This is a genomic window from Ferrovibrio sp. (genome assembly GCF_964218355.1).
Classification (GTDB): domain Bacteria; phylum Pseudomonadota; class Alphaproteobacteria; order Ferrovibrionales; family Ferrovibrionaceae; genus Ferrovibrio.
Genome location: NZ_CAXPMC010000019.1, coordinates 72,215 through 92,956 on the forward strand (window position 1 = coordinate 72,215; position 20,742 = coordinate 92,956).

Sequence of the window (20,742 nt, forward strand, 5' to 3'; positions counted from 1 at the left end):
GACGATATATCCTCCCGGCCCCCCAAGGAGAACCCGCGTCCCATGCCCAAGATGACCTTCATCCAGCCCGACGGCAAACGCCTCGACGTGGAGGCCCCGGTCGGCCTCTCGGTGCTGGAGATCGCCCACAAGCACGGCATCGACATCGAGGGGGCCTGCGAGGGTTCGCTGGCCTGCTCGACCTGCCATGTCATCGTCGATGCCGACTGGTACGGCCGGCTGCCGGCCGCCCGGCCCGACGAGGAAGACATGCTCGACCTCGCCTTCGGCCTGACCCGCACCTCGCGGCTGGGCTGCCAGCTGATCATGACCCCGGAACTGGACGGCCTGACGGTTGCGCTGCCGACCGCGACGCGCAACATGATGGGCTGAACCCGGCCCTCCCGACGGCCGGCGCAACGACAAGCCGGCCCCCGGAGGAAACCCGCATCATGGCCCTGAGTCCCGCGACCCGCGACAAGCTGAAGACCGTCAGCACCGCCACGCTCGCCACCGCCCTGTACAAGCGCGGCCTGCGCAACCAGTTCATCCAGGACGTCAAGCCGCTGAACCCGGCGCTGCCGACCATGGTCGGCGAGGCCTTCACCCTGCGCTACATGCCGGCCCGCGAGGACCTGAACCCGATCACGGTGTTCCAGGACCCGGAACACCCGCAGCGCAAGGCGATCGAGATCTGCCCGGCCGGCGCGGTGCTGGTGATGGACAGCCGCAAGGATGCCCGGGCGGCCTCCGCCGGTTCGATCCTGATTTCCCGCCTGATGATGCGCGGTGTCGCCGGCGTGGTCACCGATGGTGGCTTCCGCGATGCCGCCGAGATCGCGCAGCTGAAGATTCCGGCCTTCCACAGCCGGCCCTCGGCGCCGACCAACCTGACCCTGCACCAGGCCATCGACATCAACGTGCCGATCGGCTGCGGCGATGCCCCGGTCTTCCCGGGCGACGTGGTCGTGGGCGATGGCGACGGGGTGATGGTGATCCCGGCCGGCATCGCCGACGAGATCGCCGCCGAGGCCGTCGAGATGACCGCCTTCGAGGATTTCGTCACCGAACAGGTGCTGGGCGGCCGCTCGATCCGCGGCCTCTATCCCGCCACCGACCCGCAGACCAAGGTGGATTTCGAGGCCTGGCGCAAGCAGAAGGGCCGCTGACGTCTGCCCGGACTCGCTCTGGGCTTTCGTCCGCGGCAGCCCTATCTTCTCTCCGTCACGATCTGCCGGGGAGGCGGGAATGAAACAGGGGCTTTTTGGTCTGGGTCTGCTGGCGGCTGTGGCCGCCGCCGGGCCGGTATCGGCGCAGGGCTATACGGGGCCGCTGATCGATGCCCATGTGCATTACAGCCACGATGCCTGGGACATGCTGCCGGCGGAAAAGGCCGTGGCAATCCTGCGCAGCGAGGCGCGGCTGGCGAAAGTGCTGGTCTCCAGCTCGTCGGATGACGGCACCCAGAAGCTCTATGCGGTCGCGCCCGACCTGATCGTGCCGGAGCTGCGGCCCTACCGCAGCCGCGGCGAGCTGTCGACCTGGTTCCGCGACGAGACCGTGATCGCCCATCTGGAAGACCGCCTGAAACGCCACCGCTATGTCGGCATCGGCGAGTTCCATCTCTACGGCGCCGCCGCCGATCTGCCGGTGCCGCGCCGCATGGTGCAGCTGGCCAAGCAGTACAGGCTGTTCCTGCACGCCCATTCCGATGCCGAGGCCGTCGACCGCATCTTCGCCCAGGATCCGGATGCGCTGGTGCTGTGGGCGCATTCGGGTTTCGACCGGCCCGATGCCGTGCGGGCGATGCTGGCGAAGCATAAAAACCTCTGGGCCGATCTCGCCTTCCGCAGCGAGCATGCCCGCGACGGCAAGGTCGATCCCGACTGGGGCAGGCTGTTTGCCGATTATCCCGACCGCTTCATGGTCGGCACGGATACCTTCACGCCGGAACGCTGGTATTACATCGCCGAACATGCCGCCTGGTCGCGCGCCTGGCTCGGCAGCCTGCCGCCCGATCTCGCCGCCCGCATCGCCCATAAAAATGCCGAGGCCCTGTTCGCCCGCACCGGCTTCGGGGCGGCGCAGTGAGGTTTCTGGCTGCTGCCATCCTGCTGCTGCTGCTGGCGGCGTCGCCGGCCTGGGCCTGCACGATGCCGGCCGGCGGTTTCGTCGCCGGGTCGCTCGCCGTGACACCGCAGCCGGCGCCGCTGCCGGTGAATGCGCCTTTCGCGCTGGCCATCGCGCCCTGCGGGGCGGTGCCGCAGGCGCTGGCGGTCGATGCGACGATGCCGGCGCACAGGCACGGCATGAATTACCGGCCGGCGGTGACCAAGACCGGTGACGGTTTCCGCGCCGACGGCCTGCTGTTCCACATGCCGGGCGACTGGGAATTCGTCTTCGACGTCACCCATGCCGATGGCCGGCGCGAACGGCTGACGCATACCGTCACGGTCCAATGATCCGGCTGCTGCCGCTGCTGGTAGTTCTGCTGGCGGCACCGGCGGCCGCCGTGGAATTCACGCCGGCCGAACGCGCGCAGATCGAACGCCTGGGCCCCTGGCCGCCGGCCTTCACACCCGATCCGGGCAACCGGCTGTCCGGGCAGCCGGCCGCCATCGCCTTCGGCGCGGCCCTGTTCACCGAGCCGCGGCTGTCGGCGGCCGGCGACATGAGTTGCGCATCCTGCCACCGGCCGGAACAGGGCTGGGGCGATGGCCGTGCGCTGGCCAAAGGCCGGCAGGGCGATCTGGTGCGGCATACGCCGGGCCTGTGGAATGCGCGGCTGCTGCGCTGGTTCGGCTGGGACGGGGCATCCGACAGCCTGTGGGCCGCCGCGATCCGGCCGGTGCTTTCAGCGGCCGAGATGGGCGGCAGCGCGGCGCAGACGGCTGCCGTGATCCGCGGCGACGATGCGCTGTCGCGCTGCTTTGCCGCCGCCGCCGGGCAGGAGGCGGATGCGCTGGCGGATGAAGAGGTGCTGGTGCTGGCAGCCAAGGCGCTGGCGGCCTTCCAGGAGACCATCGTCTCGGCCCGCGCGCCCTTCGACGAGTTCCGTGACGCACTGCTGCAGGGCCGGGCGTCGGAGTATCCGGAGGATGCCCGGCGCGGCCTGACGCTGTTTCTCGGCCGCGGCAACTGCGTGATGTGCCATGCCGGCCCGGCTTTCACCAATGGCGAGTTCCACGATACCGGCCTGCCATTCTTCACGGCGTCCGGCCGGCCCGATCCGGGCCGTTTCGAGGGCATCCGGCAGGTGCGGGAAAGCCCGTGGAACCGGCTGTCGCGGCACAGCGACGATGCGTCGGGCACCAGCGCCTTTGCCGTGCGGCATGCCGAGCGCCAGCACCGCAACTGGGGCGAATTCAAGACGCCCTCCCTGCGCAATCTGGCCCATACGGCGCCCTACATGCACAATGGCAGCCTGCCGACTCAGGCGGCCGTGATCGGGCATTATTCCGACCTCGATCCGGACCGGCTGCACAGCGACGGCGAGGCGATCCTGCGGGCGCAGCATTTCAGTCCGCGGGAGGCTGCCGATCTTGCCGCTTTCCTTGCCAGCCTGTCGGCGCCGGCGGATGCTCGGGGCGGCGGCTGGCTGGAAAGGGCCGGGAAGTGCGGGACCGGAGAATAAACGTACTTTATGTGTGAATAATGAAGAAGGCTTGATATTTTGTGGAGAATGTATATTTGGGGATGCGTCGGCGGCCGAAATGTATTATATGTACACATATGAATAGGCCGCGACGTTTTCCGGTCAGCCCCGCCTAAGCTGTCCCTGACCTGTCGAGCGAAATCATGACCCAGACTGCTGCTGCCGCCGTTGCTTCCCCCGTCGAAACCGCGCCGTCGCACCCGCTGATCAAGCCGGGTGGCAATCTGCGCGAGGAGACGGTGACCCATGTCCATCACTGGACCGATACGCTGTTCACCTTCAGGACGACGCGCGACCCGAGCTTCCGTTTCATCAACGGCCAGTTCGCGATGATCGGCCTGATCGTCAACGACAAGCCGCTGCTGCGCGCCTATTCGATGGTCAGCGCGAACTACGAAGAGTTCCTCGAATTCCTGTCGATCAAGGTGCAGGACGGCCCGCTGACCTCGCGGCTGCAGCATATCAAGGTGGGCGACCGCATCATCGTCGGCCGCAAGGCGACCGGCACCCTGCTGCAGGACAACCTGACCCCGGGCAGGACGCTCTATCTGCTGTCGACCGGCACCGGCCTTGCGCCGTTCATGTCGGTGATCAAGGACCCGGATGCCTATGAACGGTTCGAGAAGATCGTGCTGGTGCACGGCGTGCGCACCGTGGGCGAACTGGCCTATGAGGACTTCATCACGAAGGAGCTGCCGGAGAACGAATTCTTCGGCGAGGACGTGAAGAAGAAGCTGGTCTATTACCCGACCGTCACCCGCGAGGATTTCCGCAACAAGGGCCGCGTCACCGACCTGATCGCGTCGGGCAAGCTGTTCGCCGATCTCGGCCTGCCGCCGCTGAACATCGAGACCGACCGCATCATGCTGTGCGGCAGCCCGGCCATGCTGGCCGACATGCGTACCATGCTGGACGAGAAGGGCTGGCAGGAAGGCTCCACCACCGGCGCCGGCCAGTATGTGATCGAAAAGGCCTTCGTCGAGCAGTAAGGCCGTGCGGCCGGCCGCCCTCAGGGAACCACCTCAGGTAACCGCGCTCAGGTAACCGCGCTCAGGGAACTGGCCGGCCGATTGCCTGCACCAGGGCCAGGCCGGCCCAGGTGGCCAGCAGGCAGAGCAGCACCGACAGGGCGGCGTTGCCGCCGGCGCGCAGCAGCAGCCCCTCGCGCAGCAGGCCCAGCGTCTGCAGGCTGAAGCTGGAAAACGTCGTGAAGCCGCCGCACAGACCGACCATCAGCAGCAGCCGGCTGCCATCGGTCATGCCAAGGCGGCTGCCGCCTTCCGCCATGCCGGCCAGCAGGCCGATCGCGAAACTGCCCAGCACGTTCACCAGCAGGGTGCCGACGGGAAACATCAGCTGAGGCAGGGCCGCATTCAGGCGATCGTCGAGGCGTTCGCTGATCCAGTATCGAACGATGCTGCCCAGGGCGCCGCCGGCGGCGACAAGCACGTATCCGATCATCACATCCCTCACACGACCGGCATCCCGGCCAGAGCCAAAAAAAGTTCCCGGTGGTGGAGGGGGGATTTTCAGACAGAATCCTACCGCCATCACACCGCGGTAGGAGCCATCAGCGACCGGCATCGGGCCGGCGGCGGTTGTCGGGGGACTCCATCCCCATCGGCCCGGATGTTAGCCTTTTTTTGATGGCGGTCAAAGCCTCTCTCTTGGCTGTTCCCGGGCGCCCATCTAGTCTGCGGCGCATGGCCGCGAGTCCCGAGTTCATCGAGTTTGCCCAGGAACTGTTCGCCCCGCTGGGCGGGGTCAGCACCCGCCGCATGTTCGGCGGTGCCGGCATCTACTGCCGGGGACTGATGTTCGGCCTGATCCATGACGACACCATCTACCTGAAGGCCGATGCCGAGACCGCAAAGGCCTTCGAGGCGCGCGGCTGCGGCCCCTTCATCTATGATGGCAAGGGCAAGCCTGTGCAGATGAGTTACTGGCAGATGCCGGCCGAACTGATCGACGACCCGGACGGGGCCGTGACCTGGGCGAAGACCGCGCTGGGCGTCGCCCGCACGGCCAGGGCCGCCGCGCCACCACCCACGCGGCGCCAGCCGGTGCGCCGGCGGTATTAGGACTTTTTCTCTGCCTCGCCGCGCGCGATGGCGATGGCCTCGCGCAGCACGGCCTCGTCGCCGACATGGTTGGCCAGCAGCAGCACCAGCCGGGCGGTTGCCGCCTGGGCGGCCGCATCGTCCAGTCCCTCGGTCATGGCAACCAGCGCGGCGTAGACGGCATCGGGATCGGCCAGATTGCTCTCGGTGATCAGCCTGCCCATGCTCAGCCTCCCTGCGGCCCGGCATCGAGGCCGGGAATGATCGCGCCACCGATCTCGCGCGACAGGCCGCGGAACAGGGCCACGGTCTCGCCGGCCGCATTGCGCACCGTCATGTCATAGATGCTGCTGCGGCCGGCCGTCTCGCGCAGCTCGGCGGTGGCGGTCAGCACGGTGCCGACCGCGACGGGCCTGAGGAAGGTGATGTCGCATTGCTGTGCGACGGCGGCGCGGTTGAAGCTGTTGCAGGCATAGCCGAAGGCGGAATCGGCCAGCGTGAAGATCATGCCGCCATGGCAGGTGCCACCGCTGTTCACCATATCCGGCTGCACCGTCATGCGCAGCTCGCAGCGGCCCGGCGACACGGAGACCAGCTCCATGCCGAGCTTGCGGCCGGCCAGGTCGAGCTCGGCGACGCGTCTGCCGACGATCCCGGCGATCTCCTGCGGGGTCATTTGCCGCTGAACTTCGCCGGCCGCTTCTGCAGGAAGGCGGACACACCTTCGATGAAGTCGCGGGTACGGCCGGCGATCACCTGCGCCTCACGCTCGGCTTCAAGCTGGGCATCCAGCCCGTTGGTGGCCGACTGGCGGATCAGCTTGCGGATCTGCGCCAGACCCACGGTGGGCCCGTTGGCAAATTTGGCGGCAACCTTCATCGCCGCCGGCATCAGCTCGGCATCGTCCACGCATTGCCAGATCAGGCCCCATTCGGCGGCGGTTTCGGCCGGCAGTTTTTCCGCCAGCATGGTCAGACCGAGTGCGCGTGCGGTGCCGGCCAGCCGCGGCAGGAAGAAGGTGCTGCCGGCATCGGGCACCAGGCCGAGATTGCCGAATGCCTGCAGGAAGGTGGCGGATTTCGCGGCGATGACGATATCGCCGCACAAAGCCAGCGACATGCCGGCGCCGGCGGCGGGGCCGTTCACCGCGCAGACCACCGGCATGCGGTAGCCGGCCAGCCGGCGGATCACCGGGTGATAGCGCTCGTGCAGGGCCTTGCCCAGATCGGGCATGCCGCCCTCGTTGTTGAGGTCGCCGCTGGCAAGGTCGGCGCCGGAACAGAAGCCGCGGCCAGCCCCGGTCAGCAGCAGGCAGCGGATCGACGCATCGGCATCGATCTCGTCGAGCGCGGCCAGCAGCTCGCGCATCAGCTCGCTGCTCAGCGCATTCAGCCGCTCGGGCCGGTTCAGGGTGATGGTGGCAATGCCGTCGGTCTTGTCGACCAGCAGTGTGGCGTAGGCCGCCGCAGTCCTGCTCGCAGTCTTGCTCATGGGTTCCCTCCCGCGGGATGTTCTGCGGGCAGGCTAGCCGATTTCACCGGGCGTAAGAAAGGATCAGACGCCGGTTTCGGCCGGGGCTTCCGCTGCGGCAACCACCGTGTTGCGGCCCTCGCGCTTGGCGGCATAGAGGGCGCCGTCGGCCCGCTGCACGAAGGCGCTGAGCGCCTCGCCGGGGCGGTACTGGGCGATGCCGGCCGAGATGGTGATGCGGCCGAGATCCTCGCTGGTCTTGCGCAGCACCAGCTTGCGGCCCGAGACCAGCACGCGGATGTTGTTGCCGAGCTTGACCGCCTGGTCGGCGCGGGTGCGCGGCAGCAGCAGGGCGAATTCCTCGCCGCCATAGCGGGCGGCCAGGTCCTGGCCCTTCACGTTGTCGCTGAGCGTGCGCGCCACCAGCTGCAGCACGGTATCGCCGGTCTGGTGGCCGTAGCGGTCGTTGAAAGTCTTGAAATGATCGATATCGACCAGCATCAGCGACAGTGGCTCGTCCTCGTCCTGCGCGGCCTTGGCCAGCAGGGTCAGGGTCTGTTCGAAATTCTTGCGGTTGGCCAGCCCGGTCAGCGAGTCCGACAGCGCCTCGCGGCGGGCCTGTTCGAAATGCTCGCGCAGCAGCTTCACTTCCGCGGTGGTCTCGGCCAGCCGCTCTTCCAGCGAGCGGTTGCGCTCTTCCATGCTGCGGGTTTCCTGCAGCATGCCGCTGACCAGCGCGCCGAGCGCCGGCGCCGGTTCGCTGCTGTCCAGACGGCCGGAGAAATGTTCCAGCTTGTCGCCATAGGCACGGGCGGTTTCCTCGGCGGCGCCGACGAAACTGCGCAGGTTGTCCATGGTTTCCTGCAGCTTCTCGCTGGTCTCCCGCGAAGCGCGCAGCAGGCGGGCCGGGTTGAGGAATTCCTCGTAGAGCTGCAGGGTGGTTTCCGGCGTGAAAGCGGCCTTGGCCGCCAGCAGCCCGTCGATGGCGCGGCTGAGCGCCGGGTCGCGGCCGGCATGGTATTCGTACCAGATGGTGAAATTGATCGGGGTGGGCGGGATCGCGAAACGCGTCATGCTGGTCACCGCCGCATGGGCGAGTTCGGCTGCATGATGCAGGTCGTCGTGATACATCCGGCCGGCCCCAGCTAGGCTCTTCTGCGAAACGCTTCCCCGAACGCATGGTCCGGCGCCCGGGGCGCCGGCAGCGATGGCCATACTCTGGGGCCAAGCGGCGGCGCTGGCAATGGGGTTGGATGAAAATTCCCGGCGGCGCGCCGCCGGTGCCGGTCAGATCCCGAGATAGCGGTGCTGGATCTCGGGCGCGGCCAGCAGCTCGGCGGAATTGCCCTGCCAGACAACCCGGCCTTTCTCAATGATATAGTGGCGGTTGGCCAGCCGGGTCAGGGCATCGACATTCTTATCCACAACCAGGATCGACTGGCCGGCCTGTTTCAGGCGGTCGAGGCAGTTCCAGATTTCCTGCCGGACCAGCGGGGCGAGGCCCTCGGTGGCTTCGTCGAGGATCAGCAGATGCGGGTTGGTCATCAGGGCGCGGCCGACGGCCAGCATCTGCTGTTCGCCGCCGGAAAGCTGGTTGCCCATGTTGTTCGCGCGTTCGGCAAGGCGGGGGAACAGTTCGACCACGCGCTCGTAGGTCCAGGGCTGGTCGGCGCCGCGGCGGTTGGATGCCGTGGCCACCAGATTCTCGCGCACCGAGAGATTGGGGAAAATCTGCCGGCCTTCCGGCACCAGGCCGATGCCGACCTTGGCGACCCGGTAGGAGGGCAGGCCGCGGATGTCGCTGCCGCGGAAACGGATGGCGCCGCTGGCGGCCGGGGTCATGCCCATGATCGAGCGGATGGTGGTGGTCTTGCCCATGCCGTTGCGGCCCATCAGCGTGATCACCTCGCCGGCCTCGATGGCGAGGCCCATGCCGAACAGCACCTGGCTGCGGCCGTAGAAGGTGTCGATGGCGTCGATTTCAAGCAGGCTGGCCATGTCTTGCTCCAGATGTCTCAGGCCGGCACTTCGTCGCCGAGATAGGCCTGGCGGACCGCCTCGTTGCTGCGGATGGCGGCCGGTTCGTCGGTGGCGATGTTACGGCCGTAGACCAGCACGGTGATGCGGTCGGCCAGCGCGAAGACGGCATCCATGTCATGCTCGATCAGCAGCATCGGAATGCTGCCCTTGATGCCTTTCAGCATCTGCACCATGCGGGCCGAATCCTCGGGGCCCATCCCGGCCATCGGTTCGTCGAGCAGCAGCAGCTTCGGCTCGGTCGCCAGCGCCATGGCGATTTCGAGCTGGCGGTGCTCGCCATGGCTCAGCGCGCTGGCAACCACCCCGGCGCGATGGCCGAGGCCGACCTGTTCGAGGGCGGCGAGGGCCGGCCGGCGCAGGCCGTCATCGTCCGCGGCCGGAGACCAGAAGCGGAAGGAATGCCCCTGATGCGCCTGCACGGCCAGCGCCACGTTGTCGAGCGCGGTGAAGTCGTGGAAGATCGAGGTGATCTGGAACGAGCGGGCGATGCCCAGCCGGGCGCGGGCATGCACCGGCAGGGCGGTGATGTCCGTGCCCATGAAGCGGATCGTGCCGGCATCGGGGCGCAGCTCGCCGATCAGCTGGCCGACCATGGTGGTCTTGCCGGCGCCGTTCGGGCCGATCACGGCATGGATCTCGCCCGGGCGGATGTCGAGCGACAGGTTGTCGGTGGCGACCAGGCCGCCGAAGCGTTTGACGAGGCCGTCGACCTGCAGGACCGGCTCAAGCATGGGGGCCTCCCGTGGAAATGGTGGCGGCGGTGTCGCGCAGGCGGCGGCGCCACAGCCACAGCAGGATGCCCCAGGCAGCCAGCAGGATCGCCGTGGGCAGCAGCCAGGCATCCTCGTAGACGAGATGCACGCCGTAGATCAGGAACAGGCCGGCCACCCCGGCCATCAGCACGCCGGAGGCACCGCTCAGCATGGCGCCGGCGATGCCGCCGCGGGCGAAGATCACCACCAGCAGCAGGATCGGGCCGAACACGATCTTCCAGTATTCGGTCCAGCCGGCGAGGATTTCCTCCAGCAGCAGGAAGCTGACGGCGCCGAACAGCGGCCCGAACAGGTTGCCCATGCCGCCCAGCACCACCATGACGATCAGGTCGCCCGAGCGGCTCCAGTGCATCATCGCCGGGCTGATGAAGTCGGTATAGGTGGCGGTCAGCACGCCGGCCAGGCCGCAGACCATGCCGGCGATCACGAAGGCGGTCAGGCGGTAGCGGAAGACCGGATAGCCGATGGTGGCCATGCGGCGGTCGTTCGACCTGGCGCCGCGGATCACCATGCCGAACCGCGAGTTGACGATGCGGTGGCTGCCATACAGTGCCAGCACCAGCAGGGCCCAGCACAGGTAATACAGGCTGGTGCGGTCGTTGAGGTCGATCAGGCCGCCGAAATCCGAGCGCTTGAGGATGGTCAGGCCGTCGTCGCCGCCATAGGCATAGGCGCCGTTGCCGAGATAGAAGATCAGCTGGGCCAGCGCCAGCGTGATCATGATGAAGAAAATGCCCTTGGTGCGCAGCGACAGCAGGCCGATCAGCAGGGCGACCAGGCCCGACAGCAGGATCGCCACCGGCCATTGCAGCCAGGCCTCGGTGATGCCGTGATGGGCCATGATGCCCACGGTATAGCCGCCGATGCCGATATAGGCGGCGTGGCCGAAGCTGACCATGCCGCCATAGCCGAGGATCAGGTTCAGGCTGACGGCGGCCAGCGCCATCACCACGATGCGGGTGAACAGGGTCAGCAGGAAGGGATCGTCGAACACCTCGGCGGCCAGCGGCACGAGGGCCAGCGCGGTCAGCAGGGCCAGGGCGACGATGGTGGTGACGGGCAGCGGGCGGATCCGCAGGGAGAGCAGCGACATCGACGGTAATCCTCAGCGGCCCGGAGCAGGGAACAGGCCGGCCGGGCGCAGCACCAGCACACCGGCCATCAGCAGGTAGATCAGCATGGACGACAGCGCCTGGGCCAGGGTGCCGGCCTCGGAGGGGCTGAGGAAATGCCCCAGCAGGTTGGGCAGGAAGGCGCGGCCCATGGTGTCGATGATGCCGATCAGCACGGCGGCGATGAAGGCGCCGCGGATCGAGCCGATGCCGCCGATCACGATCACCACCAGCGCCAGGATCAGGATGTCGTCACCCATGCCGATCTGCACCGTGGTGATCGGCCCCGACATCAGGCCGGCCAGCGCCGCCAGCGCCGAGCCCAGTCCGAAGACGAGGGTGAACAGCAGCTTGATGTCGATGCCGAGCGCGCCGATCATCTCGCGGTTGGAGGCGCCGGCGCGGATCAGCATGCCGAGCCGGGTGCGCTGCACCAGGTAGTAGAGGAAAAAGGCGCAGGCGAGACCAACGGCGATGATGAGGAAGCGGAAGGCCGGGTAGGGCAGGCCGGGCAGGATCTCGATCTGGCCCTCCAGCAGCGGCGGCAGCTCGATCGCCATGCCGCCGACGCCGAAGACCAGGCGGGCCAGCTCGTTGAAGAACAGGATCAGGCCGAAGGTGGCCAGCACCTGGTCGAGATGGTCGCGGGCATAGAGATTCCGGAGCGCGATCACCTCGGTGACGATGCCGAGCAGGGCGCCGGCCGGCAGCGCCAGCAGCGCGCCGAGCACGAAGCTGCCGGTCCACTCGGTGAACACGGCGGCGAAATAGGCGCCCATCATGTACAGCGAGCCATGCGCCAGGTTGACCAGGTCCATGATGCCGAAGACCAGGGTCAGGCCGGCGGCCAGCAGGAACAGCAGCAGGCCGATCTGCAGGCCGTTGAGAAATTGCTCGATCAGGAGAAGCGTCATGGCGGCGGGGCACTCGTCAGCTGAGAACCGCATCCCGGCGGACCGGGATGCGGCAAAGGCGGGTCAGTACATCACATCTTGCATTTGGCGGCATGCGGATCCTGATGCGCGGTCAGCACGGTGCTGACCGTACGCAGATCATAGTCGCCGTCTGCCGTCCTGTAGGCTTCCTGCTGGTAGATGTTCTGGATCGGAAAATGGTTGGGGCCGAACCTGAACGGTCCGCGCACGGAATCGAACTTCGCCGCTTTCAGCGCCTTGCGCACGGCGTCCTTGTTCTTCAGGTCGCCCCTGGTGGCGGCCACCGCGCTGGCGATCAGGTTGGCGGCGTCATAGCTCTGGGCGGCGTAGAAGGTCGGGCTGTCCTTGTGCTTGCTGCGGAAGCCGTCGACGAATTTCTGGTTGGCCGGGTAGGGCAGGTCGGTGCCCCAGGTCATGGTCAGATAGGTATCCAGCGCCAGGTCCTTCTGCAGCTTCAGCGTCACCGCATCGACCGTGAAGGCGGAATAGAGCGGGATGTCCTTCTTCAGGCCGGCCTGGCTGTACTGGGTGTAGAACTGCACGCCCCAGCGCGAGGGGAAGAAGACATAGACGGCATCCGGCTTGGCGGCGCGGATCTTCGAGATCTCGGCCGAGAAATCGAGCTGGCTCGGCCAGGTGGTCATGTCCTGGCCGACCACCTCGCCCTTGAACAGCGACTTGACGCCATTGGTGGCATCCTGGCCGGCGGCATAGTTCGGCGCCACCATGTACAGGCGCCGGGCGCCCTTCTGGTTCAGCAGCTCGCCGACTGCCATGTGGTTCTGGTCGTTCTGCCAGGAGGCGGCGAAGAAATACGGGCTGCACTGCTCGCCGGCCAGCTGCGAGGGGCCGGCATTGGCGCTGATCAGGAAGGTCTTGCTGTCGATGGCAGGCTTGTAGGAGGCCAGCAGCACGTTCGACCAGATATAGCCGGCGATGAAGTCGACCTTGTCGCGCTGAAGCAGCTTTTCGGTCTTCTGCTTGCCGACTTCCGGCTTCTGCTCGTCATCCTCGTAGATCACCTCGACCGGGATGCCGCCCATCTTGCCGCCCATATGCTGCAGGGCCAGGTCGAAGGCATTCTTCATGTCCTGGCCGTAGGCCGCATTGGGGCCCGACAGGGTGGTGACGAAGCCGATCTTGATCTTCCTGGCCGCGGACTGGGCCTGGGCCGTGGCGGGGAGGGCAAGCGCGGCGCCGAGCGCGAGGAGGGCGGCGCCGGAAAGCAGGACAAGGCGGGAAAGCGTCATGGAGGTCTCCTGTCTGGACATGCAGCGACACCGGCACATGCGCCCTGTGCGATGGCCGGATGCTGACCGGCGTTGCATGCCTTCCAAGGAGTCCCCCGTTACAGATACTTTAGACATAAAATAATTCGTCAGGCAATCCGGGTTTTTGCGCCAGCCCGGCTGCCGGGCAGCAAAACGGGCGCCGTGCCGTGGCACGGCGCCCGTCGGGCCGTCTTACATCTTGCACTTGGAGGCGTGCGGATCCTCCAGATCCTTCACGATGGTGCTGATGGTGCGGATGTCGTACTCGCTGTCCGACACCTTGTAGGCTTCCTGCTGGTAGATCGCGTGGACCGGGAAGTGGTTGGTGTTGAACTTCATCGGTCCGCGCACGGAATCGAACTTCGCCGCTTCCAGCGCCTTGCGCACGGCGTCCTTGTTCTTCAGGTCGCCCTTGGTGGCGGCCACCGCCGAAGCGATCAGGTTGATCGCATCATACGACTGGGCGCCGTAGAAGGTCGGCGTGTCGCCATGCGCCTTCTTGTAATCGTTGACGAACTTGGTGTTGGCGGCATAGGGCAGGTCGGGCGCCCAGAACAGGCCGAAATAGGTGTCCAGCGCCAGGTCCTTCTGCAGCTTCAGGGTCACCGCGTCGATGGTGAACACCGAATACAGCGGGATGTCCTTCTTCAGGCCGGCCTGGCTGTACTGGGTCAGGAACTGCACGCCCCAGCGGCTCGGATAGAAGACATAGACGGCATCCGGCTTGGCGGCGCGGATCTTCGAAATCTCGGCCGAGAAATCGAGCTGGCTCGGCCAGGTGGTCATGTCCTGGCCGACCACCTTGCCCTTGAAGGTGGACTTCACGCCGTTGGCCATGTCCTGGCCGGCGGCGTAGTTCGGTGCCACGATGTAGAGGTTCTGCACCTTCTTCTGGTTCAGCAGTTCGCCGACGCCCATCGGGTTCTGGTCGTTGTTCCAGGAGGCGGCGAAGAAATACGGATTGCACTGCTCGCCGGCCAGCTGCGAGGGGCCGGCATTGGCGCTGATCAGGAAGGTCTTGCTGTCGACCACCGGCTTGTAGGAGGCCAGCAGCACGTTCGACCAGATATAGCCGGCGATGAAGTCGACGCGGTCGCGCTGCAGCAGCTTGTCGGTCTTCTGCTTGCCGACTTCCGGCTTCTGCTCGTCATCCTCGTAGATCACCTCGACCGGGATGCCGCCCATCTTGCCGCCCATATGCTGCAGGGCCAGCTCGACGCTGTTGCGCATGTCCTTGCCATAGGCCGCATTGGGGCCCGACAGGGTGGTGACGAAGCCGATCTTGATCTTCTTGGCCTGGGCGGCGGCCGGCTGGGCGACCAGCGGGGCGGCGGCCAGCGCCAGCCCGGTGCTCAGATACAGCAGCGTAGAAATCTTCATCCTGTTTCCTTTCCCTAATGTGGGGCCGGCAGCCCGTCTGGCAGCCGGACCGGTCACATCCCTCTTGAGTTGTCCTCTGGCCCCCAACGCCGCCTGGCGCCGTGCCTTACCCTGTGTGCTCCGACTGTAGTCCACGCCGACGGGCCGAGTCCACGACGCCTACGGACAAAGTCCGGATGCGGCGCATCCTGTCAGCCGGTCGTCTGGTTGTCGGTTAACGGGTTGATGCCGTGACGGAATTATTCTTGTGGCAACGGCCCAGCCCACCCTGACTGCAGAGTCCCTCCCTTTTTTGTTTGTGGTATTATATTGCAGCTTTCCTGAGCGGCAAGAAATATCTTGCATCAAGCCTTGCATGCAATGTGCTGTAATTGCAAGTGCAAACATACCCGGCCGCGCCCGGCACCCGGTCAGGCCGCTTGGCTGGCCCGGGCGCGCAGGGCGAACCGCTGCACCTTGCCGCTTTCGGTGCGCGGCAGGGCGTCGATGAATTCGATGGCGCGGGGATATTTGTAGGGCGCGATCTCGGCTTTCACGAAATCCTGCAGCGCCTTGACCGTCTCGGGCGATGCCTTGCCCTTGTCGCGCAGCACCACATAGGCCTTCACGACGCTGCCGCGCTGGCCGTCCGGCGCCGCCACCACGGCGCATTCCTGCACCAGCGGATGCAGCAGCAGGATCGCTTCCACCTCGGGGCCGGAGATGTTGTAGCCGGCCGAGACGATCATGTCGTCGGCCCGCGCCTGGTACCAGTAGTAGCCGTCCGCATCGCACAGATAGGCATCGCCGGTGAAGTTCCAGCCATTCTGCACGTAGGTCGTCTGCCGGTCCGGATTGTCGAGATAGCGGCAGCCGACGGGGCCGCGGATCGCCAGGCGGCCGACCGTTCCCGGCGGCACCGGTTTGCCCTCGGCATCGAAGATCGCCGCCTCGAAGCCGGGGATCGGCTTGCCGGTGGCGCCGGGGCGGATGCCGTCGCCTTCCGAGGTGATGAAGATATGCAGGATCTCGGTGCCGCCCAGCCCGTCGATCAGCTTGATGCCGGTGGCATCATGCCAGCCCTGCCAGACCGGTTTCGGCAGGGTCTCGCCGGCGGAGACGCCCTTTTTCAGGGACGAGATGTCGTAATCCTTCACCATGTCGGTCATCGCCCGGTAGGCGGTGGGGGCCGTGAACAGGATGGTGACCTTCTTCTCCTGGATGGTCTGCAGCATCCTCTGCGGATTGTACTGCTCGACCAGAACGGTGGAGGCGCCGGCATGCATCGGAAAGGTGACCAGCGCGCCCAGCCCGAAGGTGAATGCCAGCGGCGGCGAGCCGGTGAAGATGTCATCCTTGGTCGGCTTCAGCACATAGCGGCTGAAGGTGTCGCAGATCGCCATCACGTCGCGATGGAAATGCATGCAGCCCTTGGCCGGCCCCGTCGTGCCGGAGGTGAAGGCGATCAGGCAGACATCGTCCCAGGCGGTATCCAGCGTCTCGAAATGTGCCGGCTTGCCGGCCATCCGGCTTTCCAGCGACTCCGGCCCTTCGGCGTGGAAATACACCGCCCGCTGCAGGTGTTTCGATTCCTTCAGCGTGGTTTCCATCTCGTCGCGCAGGCGCCAGTCGCACAGGGCAAGGCCGATCTCCGCCTTCTCGGTCATGAAGGTCAGCTCGCGCCAGCGGTAGAGCGGCATGGTCGCCACCGCCACGGCCCCCACCTTCATCACCGCGAACCAGCAGGCGACATACATCGGATTGTTCGGTGCCCGCAGCAGCACGCGGTTGCCCGGCTTCACGCCCAGGTCGTCGACCAGCACATGGGCGATGCGGTTGGCGGTCTCCAGCAGCTGGCGGTAGGTCCAGACCTCATCGTTGTAATGGAAGGCCGGCCGGTCGCCGTATGTCTCCGCCTGTTTGTCCAGCAGCTCGCGGGCGCAGTTCATCCGTTTCGGATAGGCACGCAGCTCGGGCAGGGTGTCCCACAGCATCACCGGCCACTGCTCCTGCGGCGGCAGTTGGTCGCGGGGAAACGTGTCGACATGGGCGGAAGGTTCGAACCTATGCATGATGCACCTCGGAAGGATGGGAGGCGGGTTCGGCGATCGGGACGGGGAGGTCGATACGCACCGCATCTGACGGCGGTGTTGCACGGCCGGCCGCATCATGGGCACGGACGTAATAGGTGTAGCGCAGGCCGCCGAGCACGACGCGGTCGGTATGCTTGACCGACTTCACTGCCTCGGTGACGCGGGCGGTGCCGTCATCCTCGGCACGGTAGACATTGTAGCCGGCAATCGGTGCGGCGCCGGGCTGCGCGGCCTTCCAGGCGAGTTTCACCTGCCCCTTGTCGACGGTGGCGGCCAGCTGCGCGCCGCCCTCGGGCCAGCGCGGGGCGTCGCCGTCGAGGCTGTCGGGCGGTGCCTGGCGCAGGCCCTTCGGCCACAGGAAGCAGTTCACCTCCTTGAAATTCTCGTCCAGCTGCTTGCAGACGTTGCAGTAGATGCAGCGCACGATGCGGTCCTGCCGGCCGTCTGCGACCTTCTTCACCCAGTCCGGATCGGCCAGCAGCTGGCGGGCCATGCCGATCATGTCGGCGCGGCCTTCCTGCAGCAGGGTTTCCGCCTCGGCCGGGTCGCTGATCTTGCCGACCGAGATCACCGGCACGGTGAAGCCCTTGGCATTGATGTACTGCTTCACCGCCGCCGCCAGATGGGCATGGGGGAGGGCCGGATACCAGTCGCCGGGCATGCAGCGGTCGCCGGAATAGCCGGTATAGGGATATAGCGGCTGGCCGTCGCGATGCACGGCATCCTCGAACTTGCCGCCCACCGACAGCGAGATGTAGTCGACGCCGAGCTGGGCCATGCGCAGGGCGATCAGTTTGGCTTCCTCGACCGTGTAGCCGTCCTTGATGGCCTCCTCGGCCAGGAAGCGCACGCCGACCGGCCAGTCGCTGCCGACCTGGCGGCGTACTTCCGCCATCACCCGGCCGAACATGGCGAGCCGGCCTTCCAGGGTGCGGCCGTCATAGCGGTCGCGGCGCGGATTGCGGCGCGACAGGAAGGACGACAGCGTATAGGCATGGGCCGAATGCAGCTCGACGCCGTCATAGCCGGCATCGCGGGCGCGGGCAGCGGCGGCACCGAATTCCCCGATGATGCGCTCGATATCGGCTTCCGACAGGCTGTCGATGGTTTGGCGCCAGCCGGACCGCGCCACTTTCATGAAATGGATGATCTGCGGCACCACCCTGCTGCCGGAGGTGTCGTGGATCTGCCGGGTCAGGTCGCGATGTCCGGCAATGAACTCGTCCGACGACAGCCGCAGCAGCGGACCGGATTTGCTGCCATGCACGGCGGTGGCCTCGACCACGATCAGGCCGACATGGCCCTGGGCATAGCGCACATAGCGGTCGATGATGTCCTGGTTGACGAAGCCGTCCTCACCGGACAGCCGCGTTACCATGGCCGGCACCGCCACCCGGTTGGGCAGCAGCATGCCGTTGATGTCGAGCGGCTGCAGCAGCTTCATGGTGCCGTGCCTTCCGCCTGCCAGGCGGCATAGGTCTGGCCGGCGATCACCAGCTTGTTGATCTCGGTGGTGCCTTCGTAGATGCGCAGGGCGCGAACCTCGCGGTACAGGCTTTCCACCATGTTGCCGCGGGTCACGCCGAGGCCGCCCCACAGCTGCACGGCGGCATCGATCACCCGTTGTGCCGCTTCGGTTGCGTACATCTTCGCCATCGAGGCCTCGCGGGTGACCCGGGCGGCGCCCATGTCCTTGGTCCAGGCGGCGCGGTAGACCAGCAGTGCCGCGGCATCGATTTCGGTGGCCATGTCGGCGATCTTGGCCTGGGTCAGCTGGTAATCGGCGAGTTGCTGGTTGAACACCTTGCGCGCATGCACCCGGGCCAGCGCCTCGTCCAGCGCCCGCCGCGCGAAGCCCAGCGCAGCCGCGCCGACGGTGGAGCGGAAGACGTCGAGGTTGCTCATGGCGATCTTGAAGCCTTCGCCGGGCTTGCCGATCAGGTTGCCTTCCGGGATCACACAGTCGCGGAATTCGAGGCGGCCGAGCGGATGCGGTGCCATCACGTCGATGCGTTCGGGCACGCTGAAGCCCGGCGTGCCGGCCTCGACCACGAAGATGGCCAGGCCTTTGGCGCTTGGCGCATCGCCCATGCGCGCCACCACGGTATACTGGTCGGCAATGCCGCCATTGGAAATCCAGGTCTTCACGCCGTTGAGACGGAATCCCTGGCCGTCAGGGACGGCAACGGTGCTGACATTGGCGACATCGGAACCGGCATCGGGTTCCGACATGGCCAGCGCGGCGATCCTGGTGCCGTCGGCCACGCCGGGCAGCCAGCGCTTTTTCTGCTCGGGCGTGCCGAACTGGCTGATCGGGCCGGAGCCCAGCCCCTGCATGACGAAAGAGAAGTCGGCCAGCCCGTGGTGATAGGCCAGCGTCTCGCGGGCCAGCGCCAGCGAGCGGACTTCCAGCCGGTCATGCAGGCCGCCGCCATCCTTTGGCACGGTCAGGCCGAGGAAACCGTCCCTGCCCAGCTGGCGCACGAAGCCGCGGCATTGTGCGTCGATATCGCCGTCTTCGTCGTGATGGGCGGCATGCTGCCGGGCCCAGGCATCAAGGCTGTCGGCAAGGCGGCGGTGGCGATCCTCGAAAAACGGCCAGTGCAGGTAGCTCTTGTCCGCCATCTCAGTTGCCCTCGAAGACCGGCTTCTGCCTGGCGACGAATGCGTGATAGGCGCGCTCGAAATCCCGGGTCTGCATGCAGATCGCCTGTGCCTGCGCCTCGGCCTCGATGGCGGCATCGAGGTCCATCGACCATTCCTGGTGCAGGCAGGTCTTGGTGATGCCATGGGCGAAGGTGGGGCCGGCGGCCAGTTCGGCGGCCAGTGCCTGTGCATCCTGCAGCACCTGTTCGGGCGCGACCAGCCGGTTGAAAAAGCCCCAGCGCTCGCCTTCCTCGGCCGACATGCTGCGGCCGGTATAGAGCAGCTCGGCGGCACGACCGGCGCCGATGATGCGCGGCAGGATGTTGCAGGCCCCCATATCGGCGCCGGCAAGACCGACGCGGGTGAACAGGAAGGCGGTCTTGGTGCGCGGCGTGGCGATGCGCAGGTCGGAGGCCATGGCAAGGATCGCGCCGGCGCCGGCGCAGATGCCGTCGATGGCGGCGATGACGGGCTGCGGGCAGTGGCGCATCGCCTTGACCAGGTCGCCGGTCATGCGGGTGAAGGCCAGCAGGCCCTGCATGTCGCCGGCCTCTTTCATCTTCACCAGCGGGCCGATGATCTCGTGCACGTCACCGCCCGAGCAGAAATTGCCGCCCGCGCCGGTGATCACCACGGTCTTGACGTCGGTCACATGGCCAAGGGCACGGAACGTGTCGCGCAGCTCGGCATAGGATTCGAAGGTCAGCGGGTTCTTGCGCTCCGGCCGGTTCAGCGTCACCGTCGCCACCCTGCCGTCGACCGACCAGCCGAAATGCTGCGGCCGGAAATCCTTTGCCAGATCACTCACCGTTCTCTCCCTTATCCGCGTCGGCGGCGTTCCGGTGCACCGACTGCTTCAGCTTGCCGAGCAGCTGCAACAGCTGCTGCATGTCCTGCCGGCTCAGGCCGGCCATCATCTCGTCGATCCACAGCTCGTGTTCCGGCGTCATGGCGTCGAAGGCCTTCTTGCCAGCTGCCGTCAGGCTGACCTGGCTGCTGCGCCGGTCGCGGGCCGATGGGGTGCGTTTCACCAGGCCTTCCTCGACCAGGCGGTCGGTCAGGCCGGTGATGTTGCCGTTGGAGACCATCATGCGGGCCGACAGCTCGCTCATGGTCAGGCCGTCCGGGCTGCGGTCGAGCTGGGCCAGCAGGTCGAAGCGGGGCAGGGTGGTGTCGAACCGCGTGCGCAGGGCGCCGCGCACCTTGCCCTCGATCAGGTTCGAGCAGGTCAGCAGCCGCAGCCACAGCCGCAGTTCCAGCTTGTCGTCCCGGGTGGTGCCGGTTTCGCGGTCATTGGCCGGCAGGGGTGCGACCTGGCGTTGTTCACTCATGCTGTTCTCTCCCGCCGC

Annotated in this window: 23 protein-coding genes and 1 riboswitch; of the genes, 7 read left to right on the forward strand and 16 right to left on the reverse strand. The window is 66.7% G+C overall.

Annotation, left to right across the window (positions count from 1 at the left end; translation table 11 throughout):
* Window positions 1–42: 42 nt before the first annotated feature.
* The 6 genes from ACEQZY_RS12930 to ACEQZY_RS12955 all read left to right on the forward strand — a co-directional run bounded on the left by ACEQZY_RS12930 (window position 43) and on the right by ACEQZY_RS12955 (window position 4,623).
* The gene (locus tag ACEQZY_RS12930) at window positions 43–372 is read left to right on the forward strand and encodes a ferredoxin family 2Fe-2S iron-sulfur cluster binding protein (RefSeq protein ID WP_370154998.1); all 330 of its coding nucleotides are present in this window, start codon (window positions 43–45) and stop codon (window positions 370–372) included.
* 59 nt (window positions 373–431) lie between these two features.
* Window positions 432–1,148 (forward strand): ribonuclease activity regulator RraA, encoded by a 717-nt coding sequence (locus tag ACEQZY_RS12935; RefSeq protein ID WP_341703804.1) that lies wholly within the window; start codon window positions 432–434, stop codon window positions 1,146–1,148.
* Between the two features lie 79 nt (window positions 1,149–1,227).
* Window positions 1,228–2,070: an amidohydrolase family protein gene (locus ACEQZY_RS12940; protein WP_370155000.1), complete on the forward strand. Its 843-nt coding sequence runs from the start codon at window positions 1,228–1,230 to the stop codon at window positions 2,068–2,070.
* Window positions 2,067–2,441, forward strand: coding sequence for a hypothetical protein (locus tag ACEQZY_RS12945; RefSeq protein WP_341703801.1), 375 nt, complete (start codon window positions 2,067–2,069; stop codon window positions 2,439–2,441). Before ACEQZY_RS12940 ends, ACEQZY_RS12945 begins: the two co-directional genes overlap by 4 nt.
* Window positions 2,438–3,613 (forward strand): cytochrome-c peroxidase, encoded by a 1,176-nt coding sequence (locus ACEQZY_RS12950; RefSeq protein ID WP_370155003.1) that lies wholly within the window; start codon window positions 2,438–2,440, stop codon window positions 3,611–3,613. The genes ACEQZY_RS12945 and ACEQZY_RS12950 overlap by 4 nt, the downstream gene beginning before the upstream one ends.
* Window positions 3,614–3,777: 164 nt before the next feature.
* Complete coding sequence (locus ACEQZY_RS12955) at window positions 3,778–4,623, forward strand: ferredoxin--NADP reductase (RefSeq protein WP_370155005.1); 846 nt, start codon at window positions 3,778–3,780, stop codon at window positions 4,621–4,623.
* A gap of 61 nt (window positions 4,624–4,684) precedes the next feature.
* On the opposite strand, the gene crcB is transcribed toward ACEQZY_RS12955, so the two are convergent.
* On the reverse strand, window positions 4,685–5,095 hold the full coding sequence (gene crcB / locus ACEQZY_RS12960) for a fluoride efflux transporter CrcB (RefSeq protein ID WP_341703799.1): 411 nt from the start codon (window positions 5,093–5,095) through the stop codon (window positions 4,685–4,687).
* Between the two features lie 93 nt (window positions 5,096–5,188).
* Window positions 5,189–5,262: riboswitch (Fluoride riboswitch) on the reverse strand.
* Between the two features lie 75 nt (window positions 5,263–5,337).
* On the opposite strand from crcB, the gene ACEQZY_RS12965 reads away from it, so the two are divergent.
* Window positions 5,338–5,715, forward strand: coding sequence for a TfoX/Sxy family protein (locus ACEQZY_RS12965; protein ID WP_341703798.1), 378 nt, complete (start codon window positions 5,338–5,340; stop codon window positions 5,713–5,715).
* On the opposite strand, the gene ACEQZY_RS12970 is transcribed toward ACEQZY_RS12965, so the two are convergent.
* The 15 genes from ACEQZY_RS12970 to ACEQZY_RS13040 form a co-directional block, all read right to left on the reverse strand.
* On the reverse strand, window positions 5,712–5,918 hold the full coding sequence (locus tag ACEQZY_RS12970; RefSeq protein ID WP_341703797.1) for a DUF2783 domain-containing protein: 207 nt from the start codon (window positions 5,916–5,918) through the stop codon (window positions 5,712–5,714). The genes ACEQZY_RS12965 and ACEQZY_RS12970 overlap by 4 nt on opposite strands.
* 2 nt (window positions 5,919–5,920) lie before the next feature.
* Complete coding sequence (gene paaI, locus ACEQZY_RS12975; RefSeq protein WP_341703796.1) at window positions 5,921–6,370, reverse strand: hydroxyphenylacetyl-CoA thioesterase PaaI; 450 nt, start codon at window positions 6,368–6,370, stop codon at window positions 5,921–5,923.
* The gene (locus ACEQZY_RS12980) at window positions 6,367–7,185 is read right to left on the reverse strand and encodes an enoyl-CoA hydratase-related protein (protein ID WP_370155009.1); all 819 of its coding nucleotides are present in this window, start codon (window positions 7,183–7,185) and stop codon (window positions 6,367–6,369) included. The genes paaI and ACEQZY_RS12980 overlap by 4 nt, the downstream gene beginning before the upstream one ends.
* A 63-nt stretch (window positions 7,186–7,248) precedes the next feature.
* Window positions 7,249–8,295, reverse strand: a complete 1,047-nt coding sequence (locus ACEQZY_RS12985) for a diguanylate cyclase (protein ID WP_341703794.1) — start codon at window positions 8,293–8,295, stop codon at window positions 7,249–7,251.
* Window positions 8,296–8,451: 156 nt separating this feature from the next.
* Window positions 8,452–9,162, reverse strand: coding sequence for an ABC transporter ATP-binding protein (locus tag ACEQZY_RS12990; protein ID WP_370155012.1), 711 nt, complete (start codon window positions 9,160–9,162; stop codon window positions 8,452–8,454).
* A 17-nt stretch (window positions 9,163–9,179) separates the two neighbouring features.
* Complete coding sequence (locus ACEQZY_RS12995; protein WP_341703793.1) at window positions 9,180–9,935, reverse strand: ABC transporter ATP-binding protein; 756 nt, start codon at window positions 9,933–9,935, stop codon at window positions 9,180–9,182.
* Complete coding sequence (locus ACEQZY_RS13000; protein ID WP_370155014.1) at window positions 9,928–11,070, reverse strand: branched-chain amino acid ABC transporter permease; 1,143 nt, start codon at window positions 11,068–11,070, stop codon at window positions 9,928–9,930. The genes ACEQZY_RS12995 and ACEQZY_RS13000 overlap by 8 nt, the downstream gene beginning before the upstream one ends.
* A 12-nt stretch (window positions 11,071–11,082) precedes the next feature.
* Window positions 11,083–12,003 carry a branched-chain amino acid ABC transporter permease gene (locus tag ACEQZY_RS13005; protein ID WP_341703791.1) on the reverse strand — a complete coding sequence of 307 codons (921 nt, stop codon included), beginning with the start codon at window positions 12,001–12,003 and terminating at the stop codon, window positions 11,083–11,085.
* A gap of 71 nt (window positions 12,004–12,074) precedes the next feature.
* Window positions 12,075–13,274, reverse strand: a complete 1,200-nt coding sequence (locus ACEQZY_RS13010; protein WP_370155016.1) for an ABC transporter substrate-binding protein — start codon at window positions 13,272–13,274, stop codon at window positions 12,075–12,077.
* Window positions 13,275–13,487: 213 nt separating this feature from the next.
* Window positions 13,488–14,675 carry an ABC transporter substrate-binding protein gene (locus tag ACEQZY_RS13015; RefSeq protein ID WP_370155018.1) on the reverse strand — a complete coding sequence of 396 codons (1,188 nt, stop codon included), beginning with the start codon at window positions 14,673–14,675 and terminating at the stop codon, window positions 13,488–13,490.
* A gap of 410 nt (window positions 14,676–15,085) precedes the next feature.
* On the reverse strand, window positions 15,086–16,726 hold the full coding sequence (locus ACEQZY_RS13020; RefSeq protein WP_370155019.1) for an AMP-binding protein: 1,641 nt from the start codon (window positions 16,724–16,726) through the stop codon (window positions 15,086–15,088).
* A complete protein-coding gene (locus ACEQZY_RS13025) occupies window positions 16,719–18,191 on the reverse strand; it encodes an NADH:flavin oxidoreductase (protein WP_370155021.1) in 1,473 nt (490 codons plus the stop codon). The genes ACEQZY_RS13020 and ACEQZY_RS13025 overlap by 8 nt, the downstream gene beginning before the upstream one ends.
* Window positions 18,188–19,372: an acyl-CoA dehydrogenase family protein gene (locus ACEQZY_RS13030; protein WP_370155023.1), complete on the reverse strand. Its 1,185-nt coding sequence runs from the start codon at window positions 19,370–19,372 to the stop codon at window positions 18,188–18,190. The genes ACEQZY_RS13025 and ACEQZY_RS13030 overlap by 4 nt, the downstream gene beginning before the upstream one ends.
* 1 nt (window position 19,373) lies before the next feature.
* Window positions 19,374–20,201, reverse strand: coding sequence for an enoyl-CoA hydratase family protein (locus tag ACEQZY_RS13035; RefSeq protein WP_341703784.1), 828 nt, complete (start codon window positions 20,199–20,201; stop codon window positions 19,374–19,376).
* A complete protein-coding gene (locus ACEQZY_RS13040; RefSeq protein ID WP_341703783.1) occupies window positions 20,194–20,724 on the reverse strand; it encodes a MarR family transcriptional regulator in 531 nt (176 codons plus the stop codon). The genes ACEQZY_RS13035 and ACEQZY_RS13040 overlap by 8 nt, the downstream gene beginning before the upstream one ends.
* Window positions 20,725–20,742: the final 18 nt, after the last annotated feature.